The sequence below is a fragment of the Klebsiella sp. ZJOU C1 genome, from assembly GCF_035620215.1.
Lineage (GTDB): Bacteria > Pseudomonadota > Gammaproteobacteria > Enterobacterales > Enterobacteriaceae > Klebsiella > Klebsiella variicola.
Genome location: NZ_CP141644.1, coordinates 5,392,777 through 5,418,723, shown reverse-complemented (window position 1 = coordinate 5,418,723; position 25,947 = coordinate 5,392,777). Strand labels below are relative to the sequence as shown.

23 protein-coding genes are annotated in these 25,947 nt (G+C 56.6%); 12 read left to right on the top strand and 11 right to left on the bottom strand.

The annotated features are described in order from the left end of the window. The first annotated feature begins 460 nt into the window (after positions 1–460). The 3 genes from SPE70_RS26010 to SPE70_RS26000 are packed head-to-tail and all read left to right on the top strand — an operon-like array spanning position 461 to position 4,070. Positions 461–2,095, top strand: a complete 1,635-nt coding sequence (locus SPE70_RS26010; protein WP_008806731.1) for a carbohydrate porin — start codon at positions 461–463, stop codon at positions 2,093–2,095. Positions 2,096–2,133: 38 nt separating this feature from the next. Next, the gene (locus SPE70_RS26005) at positions 2,134–3,300 is read left to right on the top strand and encodes an alpha/beta hydrolase-fold protein (protein ID WP_012969244.1); all 1,167 of its coding nucleotides are present in this window, start codon (positions 2,134–2,136) and stop codon (positions 3,298–3,300) included. 50 nt (positions 3,301–3,350) lie between these two features. Beyond that, positions 3,351–4,070, top strand: a complete 720-nt coding sequence (locus SPE70_RS26000; protein ID WP_044649938.1) for a glucosamine-6-phosphate deaminase — start codon at positions 3,351–3,353, stop codon at positions 4,068–4,070. Between the two features lie 79 nt (positions 4,071–4,149). Here the strand turns inward: SPE70_RS26000 and yieH are convergent, their stop codons facing one another. Next, the gene (gene yieH / locus SPE70_RS25995; RefSeq protein WP_008806734.1) at positions 4,150–4,815 is read right to left on the bottom strand and encodes a 6-phosphogluconate phosphatase; all 666 of its coding nucleotides are present in this window, start codon (positions 4,813–4,815) and stop codon (positions 4,150–4,152) included. Positions 4,816–4,985: 170 nt separating this feature from the next. Here yieH and SPE70_RS25990 point away from each other — a divergent pair, with 170 nt between their 5' ends. Next, positions 4,986–6,323, top strand: a complete 1,338-nt coding sequence (locus SPE70_RS25990) for an NCS2 family permease (RefSeq protein ID WP_008806735.1) — start codon at positions 4,986–4,988, stop codon at positions 6,321–6,323. Between the two features lie 45 nt (positions 6,324–6,368). On the opposite strand, the gene SPE70_RS25985 is transcribed toward SPE70_RS25990, so the two are convergent. The 10 genes from SPE70_RS25985 to rpmH form a co-directional block, all read right to left on the bottom strand. Beyond that, positions 6,369–6,935 carry an NADPH-dependent FMN reductase gene (locus tag SPE70_RS25985; RefSeq protein ID WP_008806736.1) on the bottom strand — a complete coding sequence of 189 codons (567 nt, stop codon included), beginning with the start codon at positions 6,933–6,935 and terminating at the stop codon, positions 6,369–6,371. 36 nt (positions 6,936–6,971) lie between these two features. Then, positions 6,972–7,541, bottom strand: coding sequence for a 4'-phosphopantetheinyl transferase family protein (locus SPE70_RS25980; RefSeq protein WP_162493349.1), 570 nt, complete (start codon positions 7,539–7,541; stop codon positions 6,972–6,974). A gap of 309 nt (positions 7,542–7,850) precedes the next feature. Further along, the gene (yidZ, locus tag SPE70_RS25975) at positions 7,851–8,810 is read right to left on the bottom strand and encodes an HTH-type transcriptional regulator YidZ (protein ID WP_004151541.1); all 960 of its coding nucleotides are present in this window, start codon (positions 8,808–8,810) and stop codon (positions 7,851–7,853) included. Next, on the bottom strand, positions 8,785–9,963 hold the full coding sequence (locus SPE70_RS25970) for an MFS transporter (protein WP_048964909.1): 1,179 nt from the start codon (positions 9,961–9,963) through the stop codon (positions 8,785–8,787). Before SPE70_RS25970 ends, yidZ begins: the two co-directional genes overlap by 26 nt. A gap of 99 nt (positions 9,964–10,062) precedes the next feature. Beyond that, a complete protein-coding gene (locus tag SPE70_RS25965) occupies positions 10,063–10,482 on the bottom strand; it encodes a GNAT family N-acetyltransferase (protein ID WP_064170674.1) in 420 nt (139 codons plus the stop codon). A gap of 119 nt (positions 10,483–10,601) precedes the next feature. Next, positions 10,602–11,966 carry a tRNA uridine-5-carboxymethylaminomethyl(34) synthesis GTPase MnmE gene (gene mnmE, locus SPE70_RS25960; RefSeq protein WP_008806740.1) on the bottom strand — a complete coding sequence of 455 codons (1,365 nt, stop codon included), beginning with the start codon at positions 11,964–11,966 and terminating at the stop codon, positions 10,602–10,604. Positions 11,967–12,088: 122 nt separating this feature from the next. After that, positions 12,089–13,735: a membrane protein insertase YidC gene (gene yidC, locus SPE70_RS25955; RefSeq protein ID WP_008806741.1), complete on the bottom strand. Its 1,647-nt coding sequence runs from the start codon at positions 13,733–13,735 to the stop codon at positions 12,089–12,091. A gap of 2 nt (positions 13,736–13,737) precedes the next feature. Continuing rightward, complete coding sequence (gene yidD / locus SPE70_RS25950; RefSeq protein WP_004151536.1) at positions 13,738–13,995, bottom strand: membrane protein insertion efficiency factor YidD; 258 nt, start codon at positions 13,993–13,995, stop codon at positions 13,738–13,740. Continuing rightward, entirely contained in the window at positions 13,959–14,318 is a 360-nt protein-coding gene (gene rnpA / locus SPE70_RS25945) for a ribonuclease P protein component (RefSeq protein WP_004151535.1), read from the bottom strand. The genes yidD and rnpA overlap by 37 nt, the downstream gene beginning before the upstream one ends. 15 nt (positions 14,319–14,333) lie before the next feature. Continuing rightward, positions 14,334–14,474 (bottom strand): 50S ribosomal protein L34, encoded by a 141-nt coding sequence (gene rpmH / locus SPE70_RS25940; protein ID WP_000831330.1) that lies wholly within the window; start codon positions 14,472–14,474, stop codon positions 14,334–14,336. Positions 14,475–15,095: 621 nt separating this feature from the next. Between rpmH and dnaA the strand changes: the two genes are divergently transcribed. The 8 genes from dnaA (at position 15,096) to SPE70_RS25900 (ending at position 25,946) form a co-directional block, all read left to right on the top strand. Next, a complete protein-coding gene (gene dnaA, locus SPE70_RS25935; RefSeq protein ID WP_012540254.1) occupies positions 15,096–16,499 on the top strand; it encodes a chromosomal replication initiator protein DnaA in 1,404 nt (467 codons plus the stop codon). 4 nt (positions 16,500–16,503) lie between these two features. After that, positions 16,504–17,604 carry a DNA polymerase III subunit beta gene (gene dnaN / locus SPE70_RS25930; protein WP_042947093.1) on the top strand — a complete coding sequence of 367 codons (1,101 nt, stop codon included), beginning with the start codon at positions 16,504–16,506 and terminating at the stop codon, positions 17,602–17,604. 146 nt (positions 17,605–17,750) lie between these two features. Beyond that, complete coding sequence (recF, locus tag SPE70_RS25925; RefSeq protein WP_008806744.1) at positions 17,751–18,824, top strand: DNA replication/repair protein RecF; 1,074 nt, start codon at positions 17,751–17,753, stop codon at positions 18,822–18,824. Between the two features lie 28 nt (positions 18,825–18,852). After that, positions 18,853–21,267 carry a DNA topoisomerase (ATP-hydrolyzing) subunit B gene (gyrB, locus tag SPE70_RS25920; RefSeq protein WP_012967008.1) on the top strand — a complete coding sequence of 805 codons (2,415 nt, stop codon included), beginning with the start codon at positions 18,853–18,855 and terminating at the stop codon, positions 21,265–21,267. 200 nt (positions 21,268–21,467) lie between these two features. After that, a complete protein-coding gene (gene yidA / locus SPE70_RS25915; RefSeq protein ID WP_008806746.1) occupies positions 21,468–22,280 on the top strand; it encodes a sugar-phosphatase in 813 nt (270 codons plus the stop codon). A 149-nt stretch (positions 22,281–22,429) separates the two neighbouring features. Further along, a complete protein-coding gene (locus tag SPE70_RS25910; protein WP_074188513.1) occupies positions 22,430–23,512 on the top strand; it encodes a hypothetical protein in 1,083 nt (360 codons plus the stop codon). Further along, on the top strand, positions 23,509–24,642 hold the full coding sequence (locus SPE70_RS25905) for a BamA/TamA family outer membrane protein (protein ID WP_023323415.1): 1,134 nt from the start codon (positions 23,509–23,511) through the stop codon (positions 24,640–24,642). Before SPE70_RS25910 ends, SPE70_RS25905 begins: the two co-directional genes overlap by 4 nt. 77 nt (positions 24,643–24,719) lie before the next feature. Then, positions 24,720–25,946 carry a DUF3748 domain-containing protein gene (locus SPE70_RS25900; protein WP_064170672.1) on the top strand — a complete coding sequence of 409 codons (1,227 nt, stop codon included), beginning with the start codon at positions 24,720–24,722 and terminating at the stop codon, positions 25,944–25,946. The last annotated feature ends 1 nt before the right edge of the window (position 25,947 follow it).

Sequence of the window (25,947 nt, the reverse complement as noted above, 5' to 3'; positions counted from 1 at the left end):
TAAATGGCTTTATCAGAATTAGATATGATTTATCTCGTGGCAGCGAGATTGCTGAGATTATCGTCACAATTAACAATCTGCCCGTTTGAGTTATTCATTTTATCGCGTAACAATCAACGCCCACTCCTGAGCTTAAACGCTCAGGGTGGTTTAAACGGATTGTGACTGCGACAGCAGGCAAAACCTGATATTGCCCCTACGGCGGCGGTATCAGGTTTTTTTGTTTTATGCGGGCCAATAATGGCTGAATGAGGGTTGCTACCGCGATGTGCGGGCAAAACCTGAAGAGGATTATCTGTTAAGGCAGATGGTCTTCTTCAGGTTTTTTTTTGCTTTTGTCTAACTGCAAAAATAACAGCCGCCGCGACCTCAAACGGTATGGATAGGGCTATTAGAACCTGCGCGGGATGGTTGTTGCTGTCGTGTTTTATTTACGCCAATGCTTATATAAAGGAATATTATGATGAGAAAAAACAGGATCGCTTCGGCGATAGTCTTGCTGGCGCCTCTTTGTTATTCCACCACTCTGATAGCAAGCCCGTTGACGGTGGAGCAACGACTTGAGCTGCTGGAGAAAGCGCTCAAAGACACGCAAAAAGAGCTCAAAAAATATCAGGACCAGGAGAGAAAAAGAGACCAGATTTGGGCCTCATGGTCTCCTCCTGCGGAAGGTCAGAAGCGTAAGACAGGGGTGGCGGCCGCCGGTCCGAAAACGGCGGTTAAACCGGATGCGGTGCTGGTTAAAAATCAACAACCTGCCACGGATGGCGCGCCAGCCTACAGCGCGATGACGCTGAAAGATTTTAGCACGTTCGTGAAAGATGAAATTGGCTTCAGCTATAACGGCTACTTCCGTTCCGGCTGGGGCACCGCCTCGCACGGCTCGCCAAAATCGTGGGCGATCGGTTCGCTTGGCCGCCTGGGCAATGAATATTCCGGCTGGTTCGATCTGCAGCTGAAGCAGCGGGTGTTTCAGGAAGGTGATAAACGCGTTGATGCCATCGTGATGCTCGACGGGAACGTCGGCCAGCAGTACTCCTCAGGCTGGTTTGGTGACAATGCCGGCGGCGAAAACTACATCCAGTTCTCGGATATGTACGTTAACACCAAAGGGTTCCTGCCGTTTGCCCCGGAAGCCGATTTCTGGGTCGGCAAACACGGGGCGCCAAAAATCGAAATCCAGATGCTGGACTGGAAAACGCAGAGAACCGATGCGGCGGCCGGCGTGGGGCTGGAAAACTGGCAGGTGGGCGCCGGGAAATTCGATATCGCATTGGTCCGCGAAGATGTCGATGATTACGATCGTTCTTTGAGCAATAAGCAGCAAATTAACACCAATACTCTGGACGTTCGCTACAAAGAGATTCCGCTGTGGGATAAAGCCAGCCTGATGGTCAGCGGACGCTATGTCGCCGCGAATCAAAGTTCCTCAGAGAAATATAAAGAGGGCAATGAAGGTTATTATCCGTGGAAAGATACCTGGATGGCAGGCACTTCGTTAACACAGAAATGGGCAAACGGCGGCTTTAATGAATTCTCTTTCTTACTGGCGAATAATTCTATTGCCAGCAGCTTCTCGCGCTATGCCGGATCCAGCCCCTATACCACCTTTAACGGCCGCTATTATGGCGATCATACCAATGGCACCGCCGTGCGCTTAACCTCGCAGGGGGAAACCTATTTACGCGATGACGTTATTATGGCGAATGCCATCGTCTACTCCTTTGGTAACGATGTCTATAGCTACGAAACCGGGGCCCACTCCGATTTTGAATCCATTCGCACGGTCCTGCGACCGGCTTATATCTGGGATAAATATAACCAGACCGGCGTTGAGCTGGGATACTTCAAACAGCAAAACAAAGATGTTACCGGCAAGAAATATAACGAGTCCGGCTACAAGACCACGCTGTTCCACACCTTCAAAGTCAATACCAGTATGCTGACCTCGCGCCCGGAAATTCGCTTCTATGCCACCTATATTAAAGCGAAGGATATCGACCTGGATAAGGCAGCGAATAATACCACCAGCATTTTTGAAGACGGTAAAAACGATCAGTTTGCCGTGGGGGCGCAGGCGGAAATCTGGTGGTAAGACGATAACAGAACGGACACAACGGAAGAGGACTAACGATGAAACGACATGCAATGTATTTCGCACTGGCGCTGGCGGGCGCGGCATTTACCCTCCAGGCGGCGCCATTACCCGCGATGCCGGATCCCACCCTGCCGGTGAGCCACTTTATTACCCAGGTTAACGCGGATAAGAGTATCACTTATCGCCTGTTTGCTCCTGATGCCCGGCGGGTGTCGGTAGTGACCGGCGCCACGCCGGACTCCTTTGTCTCACACGACATGACCAAAGAGGCTCAGGGGGTGTGGACATGGAAAAGTGAGCCGATGAAACCCAATCTCTATGAATACTATTTCGATGTGGATGGCTTCCGCTCGGTGGATACCGGCAGCCGCTATCAGAAGCCGCAGCGCCAGGTGAATACCAGTTTGATTCTGGTACCTGGTAGTATTCTCGACGATCGGGCGGTCGCGCATGGCGATCTGCGCACCCTCACCTATCACTCGAAGGCACTGAACGCCGAACGTCGTCTCTATGTCTGGACGCCGCCGGGCTATAGCGGAACCGGCGATCCGCTGCCGGTGCTCTATTTCTATCATGGCTTTGGCGACAGCGGTCTGTCGGCTATCGATCAGGGGCGTATCCCGCAGATCATGGATAACCTGCTGGCGGAGGGCAAAATCAAGCCGATGCTGGTGGTGGTCCCGGATACCGAAACCGATACCCCGGAAGCGATAGCGGAAAACTTTCCGCCGCAGGAGCGGCGCAAAAACTTCTATCCGCTCAATGCGCAGGCGGCGGATAACGAGTTGATGCAGGATATCATTCCGCTGATCGATACCCGGTTTAACGTGCGTAAAGATGCCGACGGCCGGGCGCTGGCTGGCCTGTCACAGGGCGGTTATCAGGCGCTGGTTTCCGGAATGAACCATCTGGATAGCTTTGGCTGGCTCGCCACCTTTAGCGGCGTCACGACCACGACAGTGCCGAATGCCGGCGTGGAAGCGCAGCTGAAGCAGCCTGACGCGATCAATAAGCAGCTGCGCAACTTTACCGTGGTCGTCGGGGAAAAAGATTCCGTCACCGGCAACGATATCGCGGGTCTGAAACGCGAGCTGGAAAAACAGAAGATCAACTTCGACTATCACTCGTATCCTGGCCTGAACCATGAAATGGACGTCTGGCGCCCGGCCTACGCCGAGTTTGTGCAGAAACTGTTTAAATAACCGTTAGGGGGGCCTTCAGCCCCCGTTTTGTGCTTGTGAAGGACGACAAGATGAAAATGATTGTGACCGAAGATTATGAAGAGATGAGCCTGGTCGCCAGCCATCATGTTCTGGGCTATATCACGGCACCGCGGCGGGTGAATCTCGCCGTGACGGCCGGCAGCACGCCAAAGCGGATGTATGAGCATCTAACCGCCGCCGTGAAAGGCAAAGCATTCTATGATCGGGTGCACTATTACAACTTCGATGAGATCCCCTTTCGCGGCCAGTCGCGAGAAGGCGTCACGATATCTAATCTGCGCCAGCTGTTTTTTACCCCGGCGCAGATCAAAGAAGAGAACATTCACAAGCTGACGCTGGACAACGCCGCTCAGCACGATCGCCAGCTGGAAGAGGCTGGCGGCCTTGATCTGATGGTGCTGGGGCTGGGGGCTGACGGCCATTTTTGCGGCAACCTGCCGAATATCACCCGCTTTCATGATCAGACGGTCGAAGTGCCGATTCATGGGGAAATGATTGGTATTGTCGCTAACGGCGAGATGGGCGGGGATTTTTCCGTCGTGCCCGATAGCTATGTCACCATGGGGCCGAGAAGCGTGATGGCGGCAAAAAATCTGCTGTTGATCGTGAGCGGCGCGGCGAAGGCGCAAGCCCTTAAGCAGGTGGTTGAAGGCCCGGTCAGCGAGCAGGTGCCGGCGTCGGTGCTCAAATTACACCCTTCACTGGTGATTATTGCCGATAAAGCGGCAGTCACTGAATTGCAGCCATAACCAGTCGCTGATTCTATTCCCCGCTTGCACAGACGCTTAGCGGGGCTACATCGATGCCAACGTGCCGCTCACCAGGCCCTTAACGCGTGATATCCCAGCCGCGCGCTTGCCACAATGCCGGCAGCTCTGCCAGATCGGTAAAGGTCGTCACTTTGGGATGATCGATCGGCTGGTTATGCGGATCGGCGCAGAAATAAAACACCTCCATGCCGGCGGCAATCCCCGACTGAGCACCGGCGCTGGAGTCATCCACCAGGATACAGTTTTCGGCTTTTACCTGCATGGCCTCTGCCGCATGAAACATCAGCGCCGGGTCAGGCTTCCAGCGCTGAATATCATAGCCGCTGTACAAGCGGTCAGCGAAATGGTGCAGCAGGCCGGTGCGGCCAAGAGAGTGCTGCATTTTACTGACCGGGCCATTGGAAACCACGCACATCGGGACGCTTACCGCATCCAGCAGCGCCTGGGCTCCGGCAATCACCTCCAGTTCGCTATCAAACAGGCGAGCGACCTCCGCACGGTAAATTGGCTCCAGCGTCGCTTTTTGCAGGTTAACGCCATGCTCAGCGTTGATGGTGTCGATAATTTCGTACAGCTTCACCCCTTTGAAGCGCTTAAAAATCTCGGCAAGGTCCAGCGTAATGCCGAATTCCTGGAACATGTGAACGTAGGCGCGGGAGCAAATCACCTCACTGTCGACCAGTGTGCCGTCACAGTCAAAAAATACTGCTTCTGGTTGAGTCATAGTCTTTCCGTATTAACAAGTTTAACGTTTTCGTCATGCCCAATGCCGCGACGCAATCGTTGCCGTATAAGCAAAATAAATGAAAAAAATTACCATACAACTGCGCCGGGTGCCCTGTTTTGGTATAGGATAGCCTCGAATTTTCCCTCCTTTACGTTCGGAAACCGATAATGAGTCAACAACAAACCAGCCAGTCTTCTGGCCAGGGTCTGCTGGAGCGCGTATTTAAGCTGCGCGAGCACGGCACCACAGTGCGTACGGAAGCGATCGCCGGTTTCACCACGTTCCTGACGATGGTGTATATCGTTTTTGTTAACCCACAAATTCTTGGCGTAGCGGGCATGGATACCAGCGCCGTGTTTGTGACTACCTGTCTGATTGCTGCGTTCGGCAGTATCCTGATGGGCCTGTTCGCGAACCTGCCGGTGGCTCTTGCGCCGGCGATGGGTCTGAACGCCTTCTTCGCCTTTGTGGTGGTGCAGGCGATGGGCCTGCCGTGGCAGGTAGGCATGGGCGCGATTTTCTGGGGCGCCGTCGGTCTGCTGCTGCTGACGATTTTCCGTGTACGCTACTGGATGATCGCCAATATTCCGGTGAGCCTGCGCGTCGGTATCACCAGCGGTATCGGCCTGTTTATCGGCATGATGGGTCTGAAAAATGCCGGGGTTATCGTCGCTAATCCGGAAACGCTGGTCAGCATTGGTCATCTGACCTCCCACAGTGTGCTGCTGGGCATACTGGGCTTCTTTATCATCGCGATTCTGGCATCACGTAACATTCATGCCGCGGTCCTGGTGTCTATTGTGGTCACCACCCTGCTGGGCTGGATGCTGGGCGATGTGCACTACACCGGCATCGTCTCCGCGCCGCCGAGCGTGACGTCGGTGATTGGTCATGTCGATCTGGCGGGCTCCCTGAACCTGGGCCTGGCCGGCGTGATCTTCTCGTTTATGCTGGTCAACCTGTTTGACTCCTCCGGGACGCTGATTGGCGTCACCGATAAAGCGGGTCTGGCTGATGCACAGGGTAAATTCCCGCGCATGAAGCAAGCGCTGTTTGTCGACAGCGTCTCGTCCGTTGCCGGTTCCTTTATTGGTACCTCTTCGGTGACCGCCTATATCGAATCCTCCTCCGGCGTTTCCGTGGGCGGACGCACCGGCCTGACCGCCGTTGTCGTTGGGATCCTGTTCCTGCTGGTTATCTTCCTGTCACCGTTGGCAGGGATGGTTCCGGCCTATGCGGCCGCCGGCGCGCTGATTTACGTTGGCGTGCTGATGACCTCAAGCCTGGCGCGCGTGAAGTGGGATGACCTGACGGAAGCGGTACCGGCGTTTATCACCGCGGTGATGATGCCGTTTAGCTTCTCAATCACCGAAGGTATCGCCTTAGGCTTTATCTCTTACTGCGTGATGAAGATCGGTACCGGCCGTCTGCGCGAGCTCAGCCCGTGCGTGATTATCGTCTCGCTGCTGTTCGTGCTGAAAATTGTCTTTATCGATGCACATTAATCCGCACGCATGATGAAAAAGCCCGGCATCGCTGCCGGGCTTTTTTTATGCTTTAACCCGCCGAATATAGTCGCCAAAGGCGGTCAGCTGGCCACGCAGATGGTCGAGGGTGCTCTGATCGACTACTTCACCCGACTGCGGATCCACTTTGTTCTGGATGACGCCGCCCATAAATTCCGGTTTATTCATTACCATCGCATCAAGGAAGACCAGAATCTGGCGCAAATGATACTGGCAGCGCGCACCGCCGATGGCGCCCATTGAGCTGGTCTGAATCAGTACCGGTTTGCCGGACAGCGGCTGCTCGGGCAGGCGTGACAGCCAGTCGATGGCGTTTTTCAGGCCGCCAGGCACGGAATAGTTATACTCGGGAGTGACGATCACCACGCCATCCGCTTCGCGGATCTGTTGCGCAATATCCTGCACGCGCTGTGGGAACCCCTCTTCCTCCTGCATATCAGCATCGTACAGCGGGATATCACCGATCGACGGCAGCGCGGAGATATCCATGCCCGCTGGCGCGATGCCGGGCAGGGTGCGCGCGACCATTCCATTAAACGACCCTTTGCGCAGGCTGCCGAGTAACGTAACCACTTTTAAGGTATCTGACATGATTGCTCCTTTGTATCATGATGCCGGCAAAACCGGTCAATTGAGGGATAAGGTTTTTTCCATCGGTAAGCTGGTAAAACGCATCAGACGGGCCGACGGTTCGCGTGCGCGCTGCTGAGCATCCGGCAGGCTGCGCCATTCGCCCCCCTTAGCATCATATTCCCAGACCTTCAGCGAGCCGATATTTGGGCTGGCGGCAATCGACCACACCAGCAGCGATTCGGCATCACAGACGGCTTCGATCGGCTGGCTACCGGCGGTGCGCAGGCGGCCAGAACCCGGCAGCAGCTGCGTTGATGCTTCGCCGGTCAGTTTCAACACGCTTCGCCGCAGGGCCACCAGCTGGCTACGCGCTTCATCCGGGTCATGCTGAATGTTAATCCACAGATTTTCATTGTTACTGAAATTGTGCCGGTCGGCGTCGTGACCACGCACCGTGCGCTGCAGTTCCATGTCGAGGCCACAATCCCCCTCGGTGGTCAGCGCGACGCCAACAATATTGCCAGTATAAGAGATAGAGAAGCGAGGAAGATGACGATCGCTAAAAACCGGTCGGCCATTGGCTTCATTGATGATTTCAGGCAGCTCGCTGATACCGTAAAGCATAAACAGCAGTTCGGCGAGTAGCGAACGCGAAGCGCGAAAGCGAGCCTGGCGGTATTCAGGGAGTAGGCGTGCGGATTGATGACAGGCCGCTGACAAACGTGTCGATAGCGGCTCCCCGGTACTAAGTATCCCTCTTGCAAAATGCGTTGCCATACGTCGCTCCGTGAGTAATGGTCTGGATAAAATTGCGGGCGCTATTATCGCCTGGTATTAACAGGTTTTAATGCCGAAATCCCCCCTTGAAAAGGGAATTTGTTTGAATTTTACAAATTCTTGCGCAAATAAGGGGCGATAGACACGAAACAAGGCTTACAGCGTACCGGAATAGAGTGCTTTCAGCGTATCTCTAAGCCAGACGAGCTTCGGGTTGTAGCTGTTGCGCTTATGCCATAGCAGGGTGAAGGGAACGCGCAGCTTTTCCAGATGCTGCGCCTCCAGCGGTAGCGGCCGGGAGACTAGCGGCAGCTGGTGCTGCTGATTATAGTGCTGGCAGTAGCGCGGCGCGGTAGCCAGCATGGTGTGTTGCGGTTGAGCGGCCATAAAAAGCGATTGTTCAAACCCTGGCACGGTCAGCGCCACGTTACGCTTATACCCCAGCTCCTGCAGCACATCGTCCAGCGCCCAGGTATCGCGTTGTTCCCAGCAGATAGTGATATGCGGATAGCGTAAGAATGCCGCCAGATCCCACTCTTCCCTGAGCGCTGGATGATCGGCGCGCAGCCAGACCTGCGGCAGGTCGGTGAACAGTACCTCAAAATCGATATACCACGGCAGCAGGCTCAGCAGCTCCCGCGACTGTGGATGGCTTTCACGCCCGCAGAAGCCGATATCCACCTCGCCGCGAATGATGGCGTCCAGCGAGTCGTAGTCCCAGTTGCGCAAACGAATCAATGCCTGCGGATAGCGCTGATAGATGCGCTGGGAGAGGGTATTAAACAGGATCATCAGCAGCGGCGTTTCCGCCGCCAGCTCGAATTTGAGGCCGCTGGGCATGGTGTGGTGTGGTTTATCGAGGATCTGGTTGCCCATCTGCATCCAGTCCGCCAGATCCTGCTCCATGCTGCTGACCAGCGGCGTAGGCGCCAGACCCAGCGGGGTTTTCACAAACAGCGGGTCGTCAAACCAGGCGCGCAGTTTGGCCAGCGACTTGCTCACCGCTGACGGCGAAACGTTCATCCGCTTCGCCGTACGGGTAACGCTGAGCTCCTGGGTCAGGAGCTGCAGGCAGAGGAGTAAATTAAGATCAAGACTCGACAGCGGCTTCTTCATCGTATTGCGCAACCCGCGGCGGGGTGACGACCAGTAATAAAACAAGGCTCACTATGCTACAGGCAATGAGTATCCCGATCAGCATATTCATTGCGCTGAGTCCGATGATGGCGGCGAGCCAAATCCACAGCGATGAACCGCACACCTGCGCGATGCCGAGGACCGAACTGGCGACGCCCGCGCGCAGCGTGAACGGCCCCAGCGCCTGGCTCATTGCGACGCCGAATCCAACGGAGAAGCCGGCGCAAATCATGCCCAACCCGATCAGGGTGAGGGTCTGGCGGGTGGCGAGGCTCAGCGCCAGGCCTGCCGCCAGGAACAGTACCTGCGAAGTCAGCATTAAGGTGCGGGGGGTAAACAGCGACAGGGCGAACGGCGTCGAGAAGGAGACCGCCATGCTGATCATCGCCATCAGGGCCATCGCCATTGAGTAAGTTCCCCGGTCGAACCCCATCTCTTCCATCATCAGAACCGGAGAGACGTTCACGTAGGTCAGGATCGCCGTCACGCTGAGGGTGGTAATGAGAATGCGGCTGAGAAAAAAGCGGTTCAGCAGCGACTCACTGCCGCCATGCTGCGGTGTCGCAGTCTGCGGGTGTGCCGTCGGGCGCGTCTCGCGCAGGATAAAGACCGACAGCAAACCGACCATGACGCCCATGCCGGTCATGGTGTAGAACAGGCTCTGCCACGGATATTTCAGCATAATCAGGTGGCCAAGCACCGGCGCCAGGACGGGGATAATGCAGGTAATGCCGTTGAGCAACGACAGCACCTTGGCGCGGCGGCGATCGTCCAGCGTATCGCGCAGGATAGCGAAAGCCACCACGTAGCAGCTGCCGGCGCCGATCCCCTGGATAAAGCGTCCGGCGAGGAAGTGGCTGCTGGCGTGCGCCTGGGCGCAGAGCAGGGAGGCGACAACAAAGATCACCGCGCCCACAATGGCGACAGGCTTACGTCCTGACCGGTCGGCGATGCGACCAGCAAACAGCATCGCGGAAGCCATACCGGCCAGATAGACTGAAAAGGCGATATGTAATTGTGCCTCGCTGGCCCCCAGGTCCTGAGCAATACGCGGCAGGCCGACCAGATACATATCGATGCCAGAGGGATAGAGCAGAACCAGGGCGAAACTGCAGAGAAGAAAGCGTGTCATGGGATCCTCGCGATGTGAATGGCGTTCAGCATAGTGAGGAACGCGCCACAAGACGAGTTGCCATTTGGACAACGCTCTTTTCCTGGCAGGAAACGCGAGTTAACGACTCCGGGTATGCCAGACGCGGGCCATCCCTTCGCTTTCCGGCCGAACGCTTTCAAAGCCGAACTTCGCATACAGCTCCGGCACATCCGCCACCAGCGTAACGTAGGCCCCGTCAAAGGCGTTAGCGTCCAGCCAGGCGATCAGCTTCTCCATCACCAGCCGGCCAAGGCCTTTTCCCTGGTGAGCCGGATCGACGGCGACGTCACCAATATCGAAATTAATCGCGCCGTCGCCGACGATACGTCCCATCGCGATCGGCGTCTCCTGCCAGAGGATATGTACGCCGTAACAGCTACGCGGCAGTCCGGCTCTGGCGCCTTCCAGGGGGCGCGGCGACATGCCGGCCGCCACCCGCAGGTGGCAAAACGCTTCGGCGGAGGGCACCTTCTCGATCACGGTATATTCAACGGTCATGCTTTAGTCTCGTGGTAAAAGGGGAGATAAAAGTAGAGAACGTTGCGCCGCAAAGGGCAAGAAAAAACCCGCATTAACGCGGCGTTAATGCGGGTGAGTGAACGTTTACGGACTAAACGTTATTTGCCGATACAGAAGCTGGAGAAGATGCGGCCCAGCAGGTCGTCGGAGGTGAACTCCCCGGTGATCTCGCTCAGCGCCTGCTGCGCGAGGCGCAGCTCTTCCGCCAGCAGCTCCCCGGCCCAGGCGCCCAGCAGCTGGGCTTTGCCCTGCTGCAGATGGTTCGCCGCCTCTTCCAGCGCCTGCAGGTGACGGCGGCGGGCGAGGAAGCCGCCTTCCATGCTGGTATCGAAGCCCATGCTCTGCTTAAGGTGGTTCCGCAGCACCTCCACGCCTTCGCCGGTTCGCGCCGACAGGCGGATCAGTGAGTGGCCATTGACTTCGCTGAGACCCAGCGCTTCGCCAGTGACGTCGGCTTTATTGCGCACCACGGTAATCGGCAGTTTAGCGGGCAGGCGCTCGATAAAGTCTGGCCAGATCTCCGCCGGATCAACGGCGCTGGTGGTGGTGCCGTCGACCATAAACAGCACCCGATCCGCCTGCTCAATCTCCTGCCAGGCGCGCTCGATGCCGATACGCTCCACTTCGTCACTGGCGTCGCGCAGGCCCGCGGTATCGATGATATGCAGCGGCATGCCGTCGATATGGATATGCTCGCGCAGCACGTCGCGGGTGGTGCCCGCAATGTCGGTGACGATCGCCGCTTCGCGGCCCGCCAGGGCGTTGAGCAGGCTCGATTTACCGGCATTAGGTCGCCCGGCGATCACCACTTTCATCCCTTCGCGCAGCAGACTGCCCTGGCGAGCTTCCGCGCGGACGGCGTCGAGGTCGGCCATCACGCCGTTCAGCTGGGCTTCAATTTTGCCGTCGGAGAGGAAATCAATTTCTTCATCCGGGAAATCGATCGCCGCTTCCACGTAGATGCGCAGGTGAGTGAGCGCTTCCACGAGGTGGTTAACCCGCGCGGAGAAGGCCCCTTGCAAGGAGTTCAACGCCGAGCGCGCCGCCTGTTCTGAACTGGCGTCGATGAGGTCGGCGATGGCTTCTGCCTGCGCCAGGTCGAGCTTGTCGTTGAGGAACGCGCGCTCGGAAAACTCGCCCGGCCTGGCGATGCGTACGCCGGGCAACGTCAGAATACGTTTGAGCAGCAGATCGAGAATGACCGGGCCGCCGTGGCCCTGCAGCTCAAGCACATCCTCCCCGGTAAAGGAGTTCGGCCCGGGGAACCACAGCGCAATTCCCTGATCCAGCGGCGTACCGTCAACGTCGTTGAACGGCAGGTAGTCGGCATAGCGCGGCTTCGGCAGCTTGCCGAGTACCGCCTGCGCGACATCGCGCGCCTTAAGGCCGGAGATACGCAGGATGCCCACCCCACCGCGTCCCGGAGGGGTTGCCTGGGCGACGATAGTGTCGTTATGGCTCATGGTGACTCTCTATGTAGATGTAAAAAAGGCGGTCCATTGACCGCCTTCTCTGGCATTAACGTTACCGTAACTACTCTAAATTATCCAAGTCGCAGATGCGTTGGCTTGAAGAATGAAGAGTATCAGGATTTCTTCTTCTCGCGGCTATGCAGGCCACGTTTCTCCAGACCACGGTAAATCAGCTGCTGCTGAATAATGGTGACCAGGTTGCTGACGATGTAGTACACCACCAGGCCAGACGGGAACCACAGGAAGAACACCGTGAAGATGACCGGCATAAAGGTCATGATCTTCTGCTGCATCGGGTCGGTCACGGTGGTTGGCGACATCTTCTGGATGAAGAACATGGTCGCGCCCATGATGATCGGCAGGATGTAGTACGGGTCTTGTGCAGACAGGTCGTGGATCCACAGGATAAACGGCGCATGACGCAGTTCAACCGAGGCGCTCAGCATGTAGTACAGCGCAAGGAAGATCGGCATCTGAATAATCAGCGGGAAGCAGCCACCCAGTGGGTTCACTTTTTCCGCTTTATATAGCGCCATCATTTCCTGGCTTTGACGTTGTTTATCGTCGCCCAGACGCTCACGCATGGCCTGAATCTTCGGCTGCAGCATACGCATCTTCGCCATGGAGGTGTACTGCGCTTTGGTCAGCGGGTACATGATGCCACGAACGATAAAGGTGATAACGATGATCGAGAAGCCCCAGTTGCCGAGGAAGCTGTGGATGAATTTCAGCAGCTTAAACAGCGGTTGGGAGATGAACCACAGCCAGCCGTAGTCGACGGTCAGATCCAGGTGCGGCGCAACGGCAGCCATTTTGTCCTGAATAGCCGGGCCGACCCACAGCACGCTCTGCAGTTTGTCGGTTTGACCAGGCTGCACCAGTACCGGCTGCGATTTGTAGCCAATAGCCACAATGCCGTTGCCGAGGTTAGCGGTGTAGAAGTTATTCGTTCCATTATTCTGCGGCACCCACGCGGTGGTGAAGTACTGCTGCAGCATGGCAACCCAACCGTTCTTGGTGCTGACGTTCAGGTTTTCGTTGTCCAGAATGGTATCGAATTTATATTTTTCGTATTTCGTATCTGAAGTCGAGAACGCTGCGCCACGGAAAGTATGCATCGTGGACAGGCCGCCGGTCTGCGTATCGCGACTGGTCGGCAGCGCCGCGGTCTGCTTCAACTGACCGAAGGTCGAGACTTCCAGAGGCTTCTCGCTGGCGTTCTGCACGCTGTAACCGACGTTCACCGCATAGCCGCCACGTTTCAGGGTGAAGGTTTTGGTGAAGACGTTGCCGGCTTTGTCGGTGTAGGTCAGCGGAATGACGATTTCATCCTGGCCATCTGCCAGCACAAACGCCTCTTTATCGACGCTGTACAGCGGACGCGGGCCATTCGCCGGGTTATCCGGACCGTCACGGCCGGTTAAGCCGCTCTGCGCCTGGTAGACAAACTGCGGCGTGGTTTCCAGTAACTGGAACGGTTCGGTCGACTTCAGCGTTTTTGGATACGCCAGAAGCAGCGCCTGCTCAATATCGCCACCGTTGGTGTTGATAGTCAGTTCAAGCACGTCGGTTTTAACCGTAATCAGTTTCCCCTGGCCACTGGCCGGTACGCCCTGGTCGGCGGCGCTACCCGCTGCTGTGGTCGTAGTCTGCGTGGTCTGCTGCTGGGGCTGCGGATTTTTGTCCTGCTCCCAGGCTTGCCAGATCATGAAAGACACGAACAACAAAGCGATGATAAGAAGATTGCGTTGCGAATCCATCGTTAGTGTTCTCTGGTATCAAATGGTCCAGGCGGGACGGGATCGTCACCACCAGGGTGTAAAGGGTGGCATTTTAATACGCGTTTCATTGTCAACCAACTGCCTTTTATCACACCAAACCTGCGTAAGGCCTCAATTCCGTATTGAGAACAGGTTGGGGTGAAACGACAATGCGGCCCGAGTAGCGGACTAATCAGGCGCTGATAAACTCTAATCAGGCCGATCAGGACCCGCGAGCCAGGCGACAATGGCGGCGCCATAATTTTTCCAACGCTTCCGAGAGAGCACGGTTATCGAGGTCGGCAACCCCTCTTTTCGCCACCACCACGAAATCCATTGGCGGGAGTTCATGTTGACGCAAACGAAAACTTTCACGCGTCAGACGTTTAATCCGATTGCGTTCATGTGCGCGTTTCACGTTTTTCTTGGCGACGGTGAGACCGATGCGGGGATGCCCCAGCGAATTCAGGCGGCCGAGGATGGTGATTTGCGGCGTGCCAGCCCGTTGTGGCTGCTGGAAGACGAAAGTGAAATGACTGGGAGTTAACAAGCGTAACTCCCTGGGAAATGCGAGCTTAACCACGCAGGGTTAGCTTTATTACTTGGAAACGGTCAGACGAGCGCGGCCTTTAGCACGACGACGTGCCAGAACCTGACGACCATTTTTAGTAGCCATACGAGCACGGAAGCCGTGAGAACGGTTGCGCTTCAGTACAGACGGTTGAAAAGTGCGTTTCATGGCGATTTCTACCTAAACTTGAATAAATTCACTGACTTTTGCGTAGACCCGAACGAACTTCGAACGACTTACGCCTCAGCGTGGGTGATTAAAGAGGCCGGATTGTAATAATTGTACACTCCGGAGTCAATTCTCTTTCCTTATTTCTCGCACCTCGTCGCACAAAAAATAAGCTGAGACGCGTGACGAAAACGGGCATTACGCGCCGGGTGGGGGATTATACGGCCTGGCCAGTAAAGCGCAAGGATCCTGAAGGATCTTTGTTAGATCGTTTCCGCCCAAAACCAGCATAGCTCATTAATTTTTCCAATATGCGGCGGAAATCGTGCTTCACTCTCCCCAGGATCGATTACACTTACCCGGTTTCGATCCTTCCTGTGGATAAATCGGGAAGAATCTGTTGAGAAACACAAGATCTCTTTCTCAGTTTAGGCTATGATCCCCGGTCCCGATCGCGATCCACGGATCCGCAACGGGTAATAATCGCAGATAGCGGTTCGCACGTCACCCCTTTTGTGCAGGGGCTTTTCGGCTAATGCAGGGTCTTGTCGACGTGTGCCAACAATCATGATTGTTTCTGTTTTTCTTTGATATCGATTTTATGTTCGAGTGGAGTCCGCCGTGTCACTTTCGCTTTGGCAGCAGTGTCTTGCCCGATTGCAGGATGAGTTACCAGCCACAGAATTCAGCATGTGGATCCGCCCATTGCAGGCGGAACTGAGCGATAACACGCTGGCACTGTATGCGCCAAACCGTTTTGTGCTCGACTGGGTAAGGGACAAATACCTCAATAATATCAATGGACTCCTCAATGACTTTTGCGGTGCTGATGCCCCGCAGCTGCGTTTTGAGGTGGGTGCTAAGCCAGCCAGCTCGCTGCAGAAAGGAGCGGTAAGCCCGGCTGCGGCGGCCATTCCGGCGGCGCAGGTGCAGACCGCGCGCGTGGCGCCGACGATCGTGCGCCCAGGCTGGGATAATGTCCCGGCGCCAGCGGAGCCGACCTACCGCTCTAACGTTAACGTGAAACACACGTTTGATAACTTCGTCGAAGGTAAATCTAACCAGCTGGCCCGCGCGGCGGCGCGTCAGGTGGCGGATAACCCGGGCGGGGCCTACAACCCACTGTTCCTTTATGGCGGCACCGGTCTGGGGAAAACCCACCTGTTGCACGCGGTGGGTAACGGCATTGTGGCGCGTAAGCCGAACGCCAAAGTGGTCTATATGCACTCCGAGCGTTTCGTCCAGGACATGGTCAAAGCGCTGCAAAACAACGCCATCGAAGAGTTTAAACGCTACTACCGATCCGTTGACGCCCTGCTGATCGATGACATTCAGTTCTTTGCTAATAAAGAGCGATCCCAGGAAGAGTTTTTCCACACCTTCAATGCCCTGCTGGAAGGTAATCAGCAGATCATCCTGACGTCGGATCGTTATCCAAAAGAGATCAACGGCGTAGAAGATCGTCTGAAATCCCGCTTCGGCTGGGGTCTGACGGTGGCGATCGAGCCGCCGGAGCTGGAAACCCGCGTCGCGATCCTGATGAAAAAAGCCGATGAAAACGACATTCGCCTGCCGGGCGAAGTGGCGTTCTTTATTGCCAAGCGACTGCGCTCAAACGTGCGTGAGCTGGAGGGGGCGCTGAACCGCGTTATCGCCAACGCCAACTTCACCGGCCGGGCGATCACCATCGATTTCGTGCGCGAAGCGCTGCGCGATCTGTTGGCGCTGCAGGAAAAACTGGTCACCATCGACAATATTCAAAAGACGGTGGCGGAGTACTACAAGATTAAGGTAGCGGATCTGCTGTCCAAGCGCCGCTCCCGTTCGGTGGCGCGTCCTCGCCAGATGGCGATGGCGCTGGCCAAAGAGCTGACCAACCACAGCCTGCCGGAAATCGGCGATGCGTTTGGCGGCCGCGACCATACCACCGTGCTGCACGCCTGCCGTAAGATTGAGCAGTTGCGTGAAGAAAGCCACGACATTAAAGAAGATTTTTCCAATTTAATCAGAACATTATCCTCGTGACGCTATGAAATTTACCGTAGAACGTGAACATTTATTAAAACCGCTGCAACAGGTGAGCGGTCCGTTAGGTGGTCGTCCGACGCTGCCCATTCTCGGTAACCTGCTGCTTCAGGTCGCGGACGGCGCGCTGTCGCTGACCGGTACCGATCTTGAAATGGAGATGGTGGCGCGCGTGGCGCTGGTTCAGCCGCACGAAGCGGGCGCAACGACCGTTCCGGCACGGAAATTCTTTGATATCTGCCGCGGCCTGCCGGAAGGCGCGGAGATCGCGGTTCAGCTGGAAGGCGATCGGATGCTGGTGCGTTCCGGCCGCAGCCGCTTCTCGCTGTCGACGCTGCCTGCTGCCGATTTCCCGAATCTGGATGACTGGCAGAGCGAAGTGGAATTTACCCTGCCGCAGGCGACCATGAAGCGTCTGATCGAAGCCACTCAGTTCTCGATGGCGCACCAGGATGTTCGTTATTACTTAAACGGCATGCTGTTTGAAACCGAAGGCAGCGAACTGCGCACGGTGGCCACCGATGGTCACCGCCTGGCGGTCTGTTCGATGCCGCTGGAAACGTCGCTGCCGAACCATTCGGTGATCGTGCCGCGTAAAGGGGTGATTGAGTTGATGCGGATGCTCGACGGCGGCGATACCCCGCTGCGCGTGCAGATTGGCAGCAACAATATCCGCGCTCATGTGGGCGATTTTATCTTTACGTCGAAGCTGGTTGATGGCCGTTTCCCGGATTATCGCCGCGTATTGCCGAAAAATCCGGATAAACATCTCGATGCTGGCTGTGACATTCTCAAGCAGGCCTTCGCCCGCGCGGCAATCCTCTCGAACGAGAAATTCCGCGGCGTGCGGCTGTACGTCAGCGAAAATCAGCTGAAAATCACCGCTAACAACCCGGAGCAGGAAGAGGCGGAAGAGATCCTTGACGTGACCTACGCCGGAACGGAGATGGAGATTGGCTTCAACGTTAGCTACGTGCTGGATGTGCTCAATGCGCTGAAATGCGAGAATGTGCGCATTCTGCTGACGGATTCGGTGTCGAGCGTGCAGATTGAGGATGCGGCTTCGCAATCCGCAGCCTATGTCGTCATGCCTATGAGATTGTAGTGGAAAATATCGGGCTATCTTACTTGCCATTTTCAACCTGGGCTGTGCTCGCCCCTGTCACGTACTTCGTGTACGCTCCAGGGTCTGCGCGCAGTCCGCGTTGAAACTGGCTGCGCCGATAACGCCCTGGCCCAAAGAACGCTGATATGTCACTGACGCGCTTGCTCATCAAAGACTTCCGCAATATTGAAAGCGCGGATCTCGCTTTATCTCCCGGCTTTAACTTCCTGGTTGGCGCGAACGGCAGCGGCAAAACCAGCGTGCTGGAAGCTATCTATACGCTCGGTCATGGCCGGGCGTTTCGTAGTTTGCAAATTGGCCGGGTGATCCGCCACGAGCAGGAGGCTTTTGTCCTGCACGGCCGCCTGCAGGGCGAAGAGCGGGAAACCGCCATCGGCCTGACCAAAGACAAACAGGGCGACAGCAAGGTGCGCATCGACGGCACCGACGGCCACAAAGTGGCGGAGCTGGCGCACCTGATGCCGATGCAGCTGATCACGCCGGAGGGGTTTACTTTACTCAATGGCGGCCCCAAATACAGAAGAGCATTCCTCGATTGGGGATGTTTTCATAACGAAGCCGGATTCTTCACCGCCTGGAGCAACCTGAAGCGCCTGGTCAAGCAGCGCAACGCCGCGCTGCGTCAGGTCAGCCGCTATGCTCAGCTGCGACCGTGGGATCTGGAACTCATTCCGCTGGCGGAACAAATCAGCCGCTGGCGTGCCGAATACAGCGCCGCTATCGTCGAAGACATGGCGGATACTTGTCAGCAATTTTTACCGGAATTCACGCTCACCTTCTCTTTCCAGCGCGGTTGGGAAAAAGAGACCGACTACGCGGAGGTGCTGGAGCGGAATTTCGAGCGCGACAGAATGTTAACCTACACCGCCCACGGCCCGCATAAAGCGGATTTCCGTATTCGCGCCGACGGGGCGCCGGTGGAAGATACCTTGTCGCGCGGGCAGCTTAAGCTGCTGATGTGCGCCCTGCGTCTGGCGCAAGGAGAGTTCCTCACCCGCGTCAGCGGGCGGCGCTGCCTGTACCTGATAGATGATTTTGCCTCGGAACTTGATGATGCCCGCCGCGGTCTGTTATCCAGCCGCCTGAAAGCGACGCAGTCGCAGGTTTTCGTCAGCGCGATCAGCGCTGAACACGTTATGGACATGTCGGACAAAAATTCGAAGATGTTCCGCGTGGAAAAAGGTAAAATAACGGATTAACCCAAGATTAAATGAGCGAGAAACGTTGATGTCGAATTCTTATGACTCCTCCAGTATCAAAGTCCTGAAAGGGCTGGATGCGGTGCGTAAGCGCCCGGGTATGTATATCGGCGACACGGATGACGGCACCGGTCTGCACCACATGGTATTCGAGGTTGTGGATAACGCTATCGACGAAGCGCTCGCGGGTTACTGCAAAGATATCGTTGTCACCATCCACAGCGATAACTCCGTCTCCGTACAGGATGACGGTCGCGGCATCCCAACCGGCATTCACCCGGAAGAGGGCGTCTCCGCAGCGGAAGTTATCATGACCGTCCTGCACGCCGGCGGTAAATTTGATGATAACTCCTATAAAGTGTCCGGCGGTCTGCACGGCGTAGGCGTCTCGGTGGTTAACGCCCTGTCGCAGAAGCTGGAGCTGGTTATCCAGCGCGATAACAAAGTCCACAAACAGATTTATGTGCACGGTGTACCGCAGGCGCCGCTGGCGGTGACCGGCGAGACCGATAAAACCGGCACCATGGTGCGTTTCTGGCCGAGCCATGAAACCTTCACCAACGTTACTGAATTCGAATATGACATCCTGGCAAAACGTCTGCGCGAGCTGTCGTTCCTGAACTCAGGGGTCTCTATCCGCCTGCGCGATAAGCGCGACGGCAAAGAAGATCATTTCCACTACGAAGGCGGCATCAAGGCGTTCGTTGAGTATCTCAACAAGAACAAAACGCCGATCCATCCGAATATCTTCTATTTCTCCACCGAAAAAGACGGTATCGGCGTGGAAGTGGCGCTGCAGTGGAACGACGGTTTCCAGGAAAACATCTACTGCTTTACCAACAACATTCCACAGCGTGACGGCGGTACTCACCTGGCGGGCTTCCGCGCGGCGATGACCCGTACCCTCAACGCCTACATGGATAAAGAAGGCTACAGCAAAAAAGCGAAAGTCAGCGCCACCGGCGACGACGCGCGTGAAGGTCTGATTGCCGTAGTATCGGTGAAAGTGCCGGATCCGAAATTCTCCTCACAGACCAAAGACAAGCTGGTTTCCTCTGAGGTGAAGTCGGCGGTAGAACAGCAGATGAACGAACTGCTGAGCGAATACCTGCTGGAAAACCCATCCGATGCCAAAATCGTGGTCGGCAAAATTATTGACGCCGCGCGCGCCCGTGAGGCCGCACGTCGCGCCCGTGAAATGACCCGCCGTAAAGGCGCGCTGGATCTGGCAGGCCTGCCGGGCAAACTGGCGGATTGCCAGGAACGCGACCCGGCGCTGTCTGAACTGTACCTCGTGGAAGGGGACTCCGCGGGCGGCTCTGCTAAACAGGGTCGTAACCGTAAGAACCAGGCGATCCTGCCGCTGAAGGGTAAAATCCTCAACGTTGAGAAAGCCCGCTTCGATAAAATGCTCTCTTCCCAGGAAGTGGCGACGCTGATCACCGCCCTTGGCTGCGGCATCGGCCGCGATGAGTACAACCCGGATAAACTGCGCTATCACAGCATCATCATCATGACCGATGCGGACGTCGACGGCTCGCACATTCGTACCCTGCTGTTGACCTTCTTCTACCGTCAGATGCCGGAAATCGTCGAACGCGGCCATGTCTACATTGCCCAGCCGCCGCTGTACAAAGTGAAGAAAGGCAAGCAGGAACAGTACATTAAAGACGACGAAGCGATGGATCAGTATCAGATCGCTATCGCTCTTGACGGTGCGACCCTGCATACCAACGCCAATGCGCCGGCGCTGGCGGGCGAACCGCTGGAAAAACTGGTTGCCGAGTTCAACGCCACCCAGAAAATGATTGGCCGCATGGAGCGCCGCTTCCCGAAAGCGATGCTGAAAGAGCTTATCTATCAGCCGACCCTGACCGAGGCCGATCTGGCTGACGAGCAGAAGGTAACCCGCTGGGTGAACACCCTGGTTTCCGAGCTGAATGAGAAAGAGCAGCACGGCAGCCAGTGGAAATTTGATGTCCGCGAGAACGGTGAATTGCAGCAGTTTGAGCCGATTATCCGCGTCCGTACCCACGGGGTGGATACCGACTATCCGCTGGATAACGAGTTCATCATGGGGCCGGAATATCGCCGTATCTGCACCCTGGGCGAGAAACTGCGCGGCCTGATGGAAGAAGATGCCTACATCGAGCGCGGCGAACGCCGTCAGCCGGTAGCCAGCTTCGAGCAGGCTCTCGACTGGCTGGTGAAGGAGTCCCGTCGCGGTCTCTCCATCCAGCGCTATAAAGGTCTGGGCGAGATGAACCCGGATCAGCTGTGGGAAACCACCATGGATCCGGACAGCCGCCGCATGCTGCGCGTAACCGTTAAGGATGCGATCGCTGCCGACCAGCTGTTCACCACCCTGATGGGCGATGCCGTTGAGCCGCGTCGCGCCTTTATCGAAGAGAACGCCCTGAAAGCGGCGAATATCGATATTTAAGCCGCGTATTTCCCGGTAACGCGTTTTACCGGGGCAACAGGATGTGTAAGCCCGGTCGCATCGCGTGACCGGGCTTTTTTTTGCTGCTAAAAGGGGATTCTTCGCCCCCGCTTCCATCCCCCTTTCTGCCCGACACTTTTACTGTTTTTTGAGCGGAATCGCGTTAGCATGAGGGAAGACTCATCTTACCCGGGGATCCTATGGCTATTAAACTGATTGCAATCGATATGGACGGCACGCTGCTGCTGCCAGACCATACCATCTCTCCTGCGGTGAAAGCCGCCATTGCCGCGGCGCGCGAGCGGGGTGTCAACGTGGTGCTGACCACCGGTCGCCCTTACGCTGGCGTCCACAGCTATCTGAAAGAGCTGCATATGGAGCAGCCGGGTGATTACTGCATTACCTACAATGGCGCGCTGGTGCAGAAGGCCGGTGACGGCAGTACCGTTGCGCAAACCGCGCTAAGCTATGACGACTATCGTTTCCTCGAGCAGCTCTCCCGCGAGGTTGGCTCTCACTTCCACGCGCTCGATCGCAACACGCTCTACACCGCGAACCGCGATATCAGCTACTACACCGTCCACGAATCCTACGTGGCGACCATCCCGCTGGTGTTCTGTGAAGCGGAAAAAATGGACCCTGAGATCCAGCTGCTGAAGGTGATGATGATCGATGAGCCGGCGATCCTGGATAAGGCCATCGCCCGTATCCCGGCGGAAGTGAAAGAGAAGTACACCGTGCTGAAAAGTGCGCCGTACTTCCTCGAAATTCTGGATAAACGCGTCAATAAAGGCACTGGCGTGAAGTCCCTGGCCGATGCGCTGGGTATCAAACCGGAAGAGATTATGGCGATTGGCGATCAGGAAAATGATATCGCGATGATTGAGTTTGCCGGCGTCGGCGTGGCGATGGATAACGCCATTCCCGCGGTCAAAGAAGCGGCGAACTTCATCACCAAATCTAACCTCGAAGATGGCGTCGCCTTCGCCATTGAAAAATACGTTTTAGCGTAAGCGTTCTTCAGGCCCGGCGTTGTCCGGGCCGATCTTCTCTTTTTTCATGAACAGATGTTAATCCGCATTTAAATCCCTTATTCCGTACAGGGGATTCTATAAGCTACCCGCCCTCTTTTTCGCCATGCTTCACTAACATCATAATTTTCATGAATATATACCACCGTTTGATGTTGGTTGCGCTGCCATTCGCCTCTGTACAGATTTGCGTGGCCGCGGAATCAACGGCGCCGCTTGAGCCGGTATACGCCTATCACGGCGCAGAACCGGCGGATCTGCCTGCGCCGGTAAAAACCGAGACCGCAGTAGCGGAACCAACCGCGATATTGCCTTTTTTAGGCGATGAGGCCAGAAAGCGCGGCTACGTCCTGCCGCTGCCGTTTGGCGCCAGCATGAACTATATGGATATGCGGCAGAATATTAATGTCGACAGCATTAACTTCACCGGGCTGTCGCTGCATGGCCGTAACATCGATTGCGGTAAGGATCCTGTCTGCAAACACGCCGTGAATAACATTTTCGCTAATGGGCCGGTCTCGCTGGATAACGCCTTCCAGATTGGCGTCGGTAATACGCGGGAAAGCAGCAAAACTGAGACGCTTAAGCTGGATGCCTGGCTGCTGCCATTTATGAACGTTTATGGCCTCGTCGGACACACCGAAGGGCATTCGATTTCGCAGATTACCGTTGGTCTGAAGGGGCCAAACGGTAAAGTAGTGCCCCTGCCGGGGATGCAGGATCTCGACTTTCGCCTCGATTTTAAGGGTACCACCTACGGGATGGGCACCACCCTGGTGGGTGGCGTCGGCAACTGGTTTACGGTGTTCGACGCCAACTACACCCAGACGCGCTTTGATATCCTCGACGGTAGCATCGACGCGTTTACCTTTTCGCCGCGCGTAGGCTATCGTTTCACTACGCCATCGGTCGATGCGCTGCATCTCCCCTCCGGAAAGCTGAACCTGTGGGTCGGCAGCATGTATCAGGATGTGCAGCAGGAGTTTAAGGGCAGCCTTAACGATCTCTCAATGCCGTCGCCGATGCTGCAAAATATGGTCAATCTGGCCAATCAGGACAATAACGGCCGCTTCGATGTGAAACAGCATTTACAGTCGCCGTGGAACGTACTGGTGGGCGCGCAGTACGAGCTGACGCAGCATTTCAATATTACTACCGAGTTTGGCTTTGCCGGACGTAACAGTTTTTTTATCGCCGGTGAGTATCGCTTTTGAGCCGACTGTTTATCCTTTTTCTGCTGCTGATGGCCTACCCGACAGGCAGCCAGGCCGAGACGCTCAGCCGCGAGAAAATCGACGGCTGGCTGCAGCATCTCGGCGCCAGCGATAAGTTCGACGCCAGCAAAGGCATCGACTGGGGCGTGATGCCCGGTCCGTTCTATACGCCGGAGCTGGGGCTGGGCATCGGCACCGCGGTCGTCGGCATGTATCGCCCCGATCCGCAGGATACCACCAGCCAGAATTCCACCCTGACGCTCAGCGGCTACGCCAGCTCCACCGGCGCGTTTGGCCTCAGCGTGAAAAACTACGCCTTTTTCGATAACGATCTGTGGCGCGTATTTGTTGAAGGGTCGATGGCCAATACCCCGACTTACTACTGGGGGCAGGGTTTTCACGCCGGAGATAAAGACAACGAGAAGGAAAAATATACCGCCCAGGTGCTGACCTTGCGCCCGACAATCTACCGGCAACTGATCGACAATGTTTATCTGGGCGCGGGGTGGTCGCTGGCGGCGCAGAATGCCGATGAGATGGACCACGACGATTTACCGAAAATAGAAAGTACCCCACAGGGACCGTCGGTATTCAGCTCTGGCGCCAGCATCGATATCAACTGGGACGATCGCGACTTTGTCCCCAACCCGCGCCGGGGCCAGTATGCCAACTTCCGCTACACCCATTACGCCCCCGGGTTAGGCAGCGATACCCGTTTTGATGAATTTCAGCTGCACTATAGCCATTATCATGCCCTGAGCGAGAAAAGCGTGCTCGCCTGGGAGGCCGATGGCGCCTTCACCCAAGGGGATGTACCGTGGAGCATGATGCCTCTGCTGGGCAGCGATGAGCGGATGCGCGGCTACTATCAGGGGCGCTACCGGGATAAAAACGTCGTTAGCAGCCAACTGGAATACCGTCGGCAGCTCACCTGGCGGCACGGGATTGTGGCCTGGGTCGGGGCGGGAACCATGGGGCCGTCGCTGTCATCGCTGAACAATGGCCGCTGGCTGCCTACCGGCGGCGTTGGCTATCGTTTCGAGTTCAAGCCGCGGGTCAATATCCGTCTTGATTACGGCATCGGCAAAGGCAGCAGCGGGTTCTATTTCCAGGTTGGAGAAGCGTTTTAAGCACATTGTCGGGCATTCAACCCCGCGCGGATTGCGGTATGCTAACGCCACTCTTATATCGGCCAGGTCAGCACGCCATGAAACAAGTTACCTTTGCCCCTCGCAACCACCAGCTCACTAACACCCGCACCTGGACCCCCGACAGCCAGTGGCTGGTGTTCGACGTCCGCCCGTCCGGCGCGTCGTTTACCGGCGAAACCATTGAGCGAGTGAACGTAAACAGCGGTACTGTGGAGACCGTCTATCATGCCACGCAAGGCGCGCATGTCGGCGTGGTGACCGTGCATCCAACCCAGGAGCGCTATGTGTTTATTCATGGCCCCGAGCAGCCGGATGCGCAGTGGCAGTATGATTTTCATCATCGCCGCGGGGTGGTGGCCTTTCAGGGGGCCGTCGAGAATCTGGACGCCATGGACATTACCGCCCCTTACACGCCCGGCGCGCTGCGCGGCGGCAGCCACGTCCATGTCTATAGCCCCAATGGTCAGTTCGTCAGCTTTACCTATAACGACCACGTGCTGCACGAGCGCGACCCGGCGCTGGACTTGCGCAACGTCGGCGTGGCGGCGCCATATGGGCCGGTGACGCCGCAGGGAAAGCATCCGCGCGAATATAGCGGCAGCCACTGGTGCGTGCTGGTAAGCCGCACGACACCGACTCCCGTGCCGGGCAGCGATGAGATTAATCGCGCCTATGAAGAGGGCTGGGTCGGGAACCATGCGCTGGCGTTTATTGGCGATACCCTGGCGGAAAATGGCGATAAAGTGCCTGAGCTGTTTATTGTCGATCTGCCGCAGGATGAAGCCGGCTGGAAGCAGCCTGGCGGGGCGCCGCTGGCCGGTACCGCAACCACAATGCCGGCGCCGCCGGCGGGCGTCAGTCAGCGTCGTTTGACCTTCACCCACCATCGCCGCTACCCGGGACTGGTGAACGTCCCGCGCCACTGGGTGCGCGCCAATCCCCAGGCGACGGCGATAGCCTTTCTGATGTGCGATGACGCCGGCGTGGTGCAGCTGTGGCTTATTTCACCGCAGGGGGGCGAGCCGCGTCAGTTGACGTATCATGCGTCGGGTATCCAGTCGGCGTTTAACTGGCATCCATCAGGAGAGTGGCTGGGCTTTGTGCTGGAGGATCGGATTGCCTGCTGCCATGCCGGCACAGGCGATATCACCTTTTTAACCAAGGTGCATGCGCATGCGCCCTCGGCTGATGCGATCGTCTTTTCGCCAGACGGTAAACAGATTGCCTGGATGGAGGAGGTGGACGGTTATCGCCAGCTGTGGGTTTCACAGACCGGACGATAAC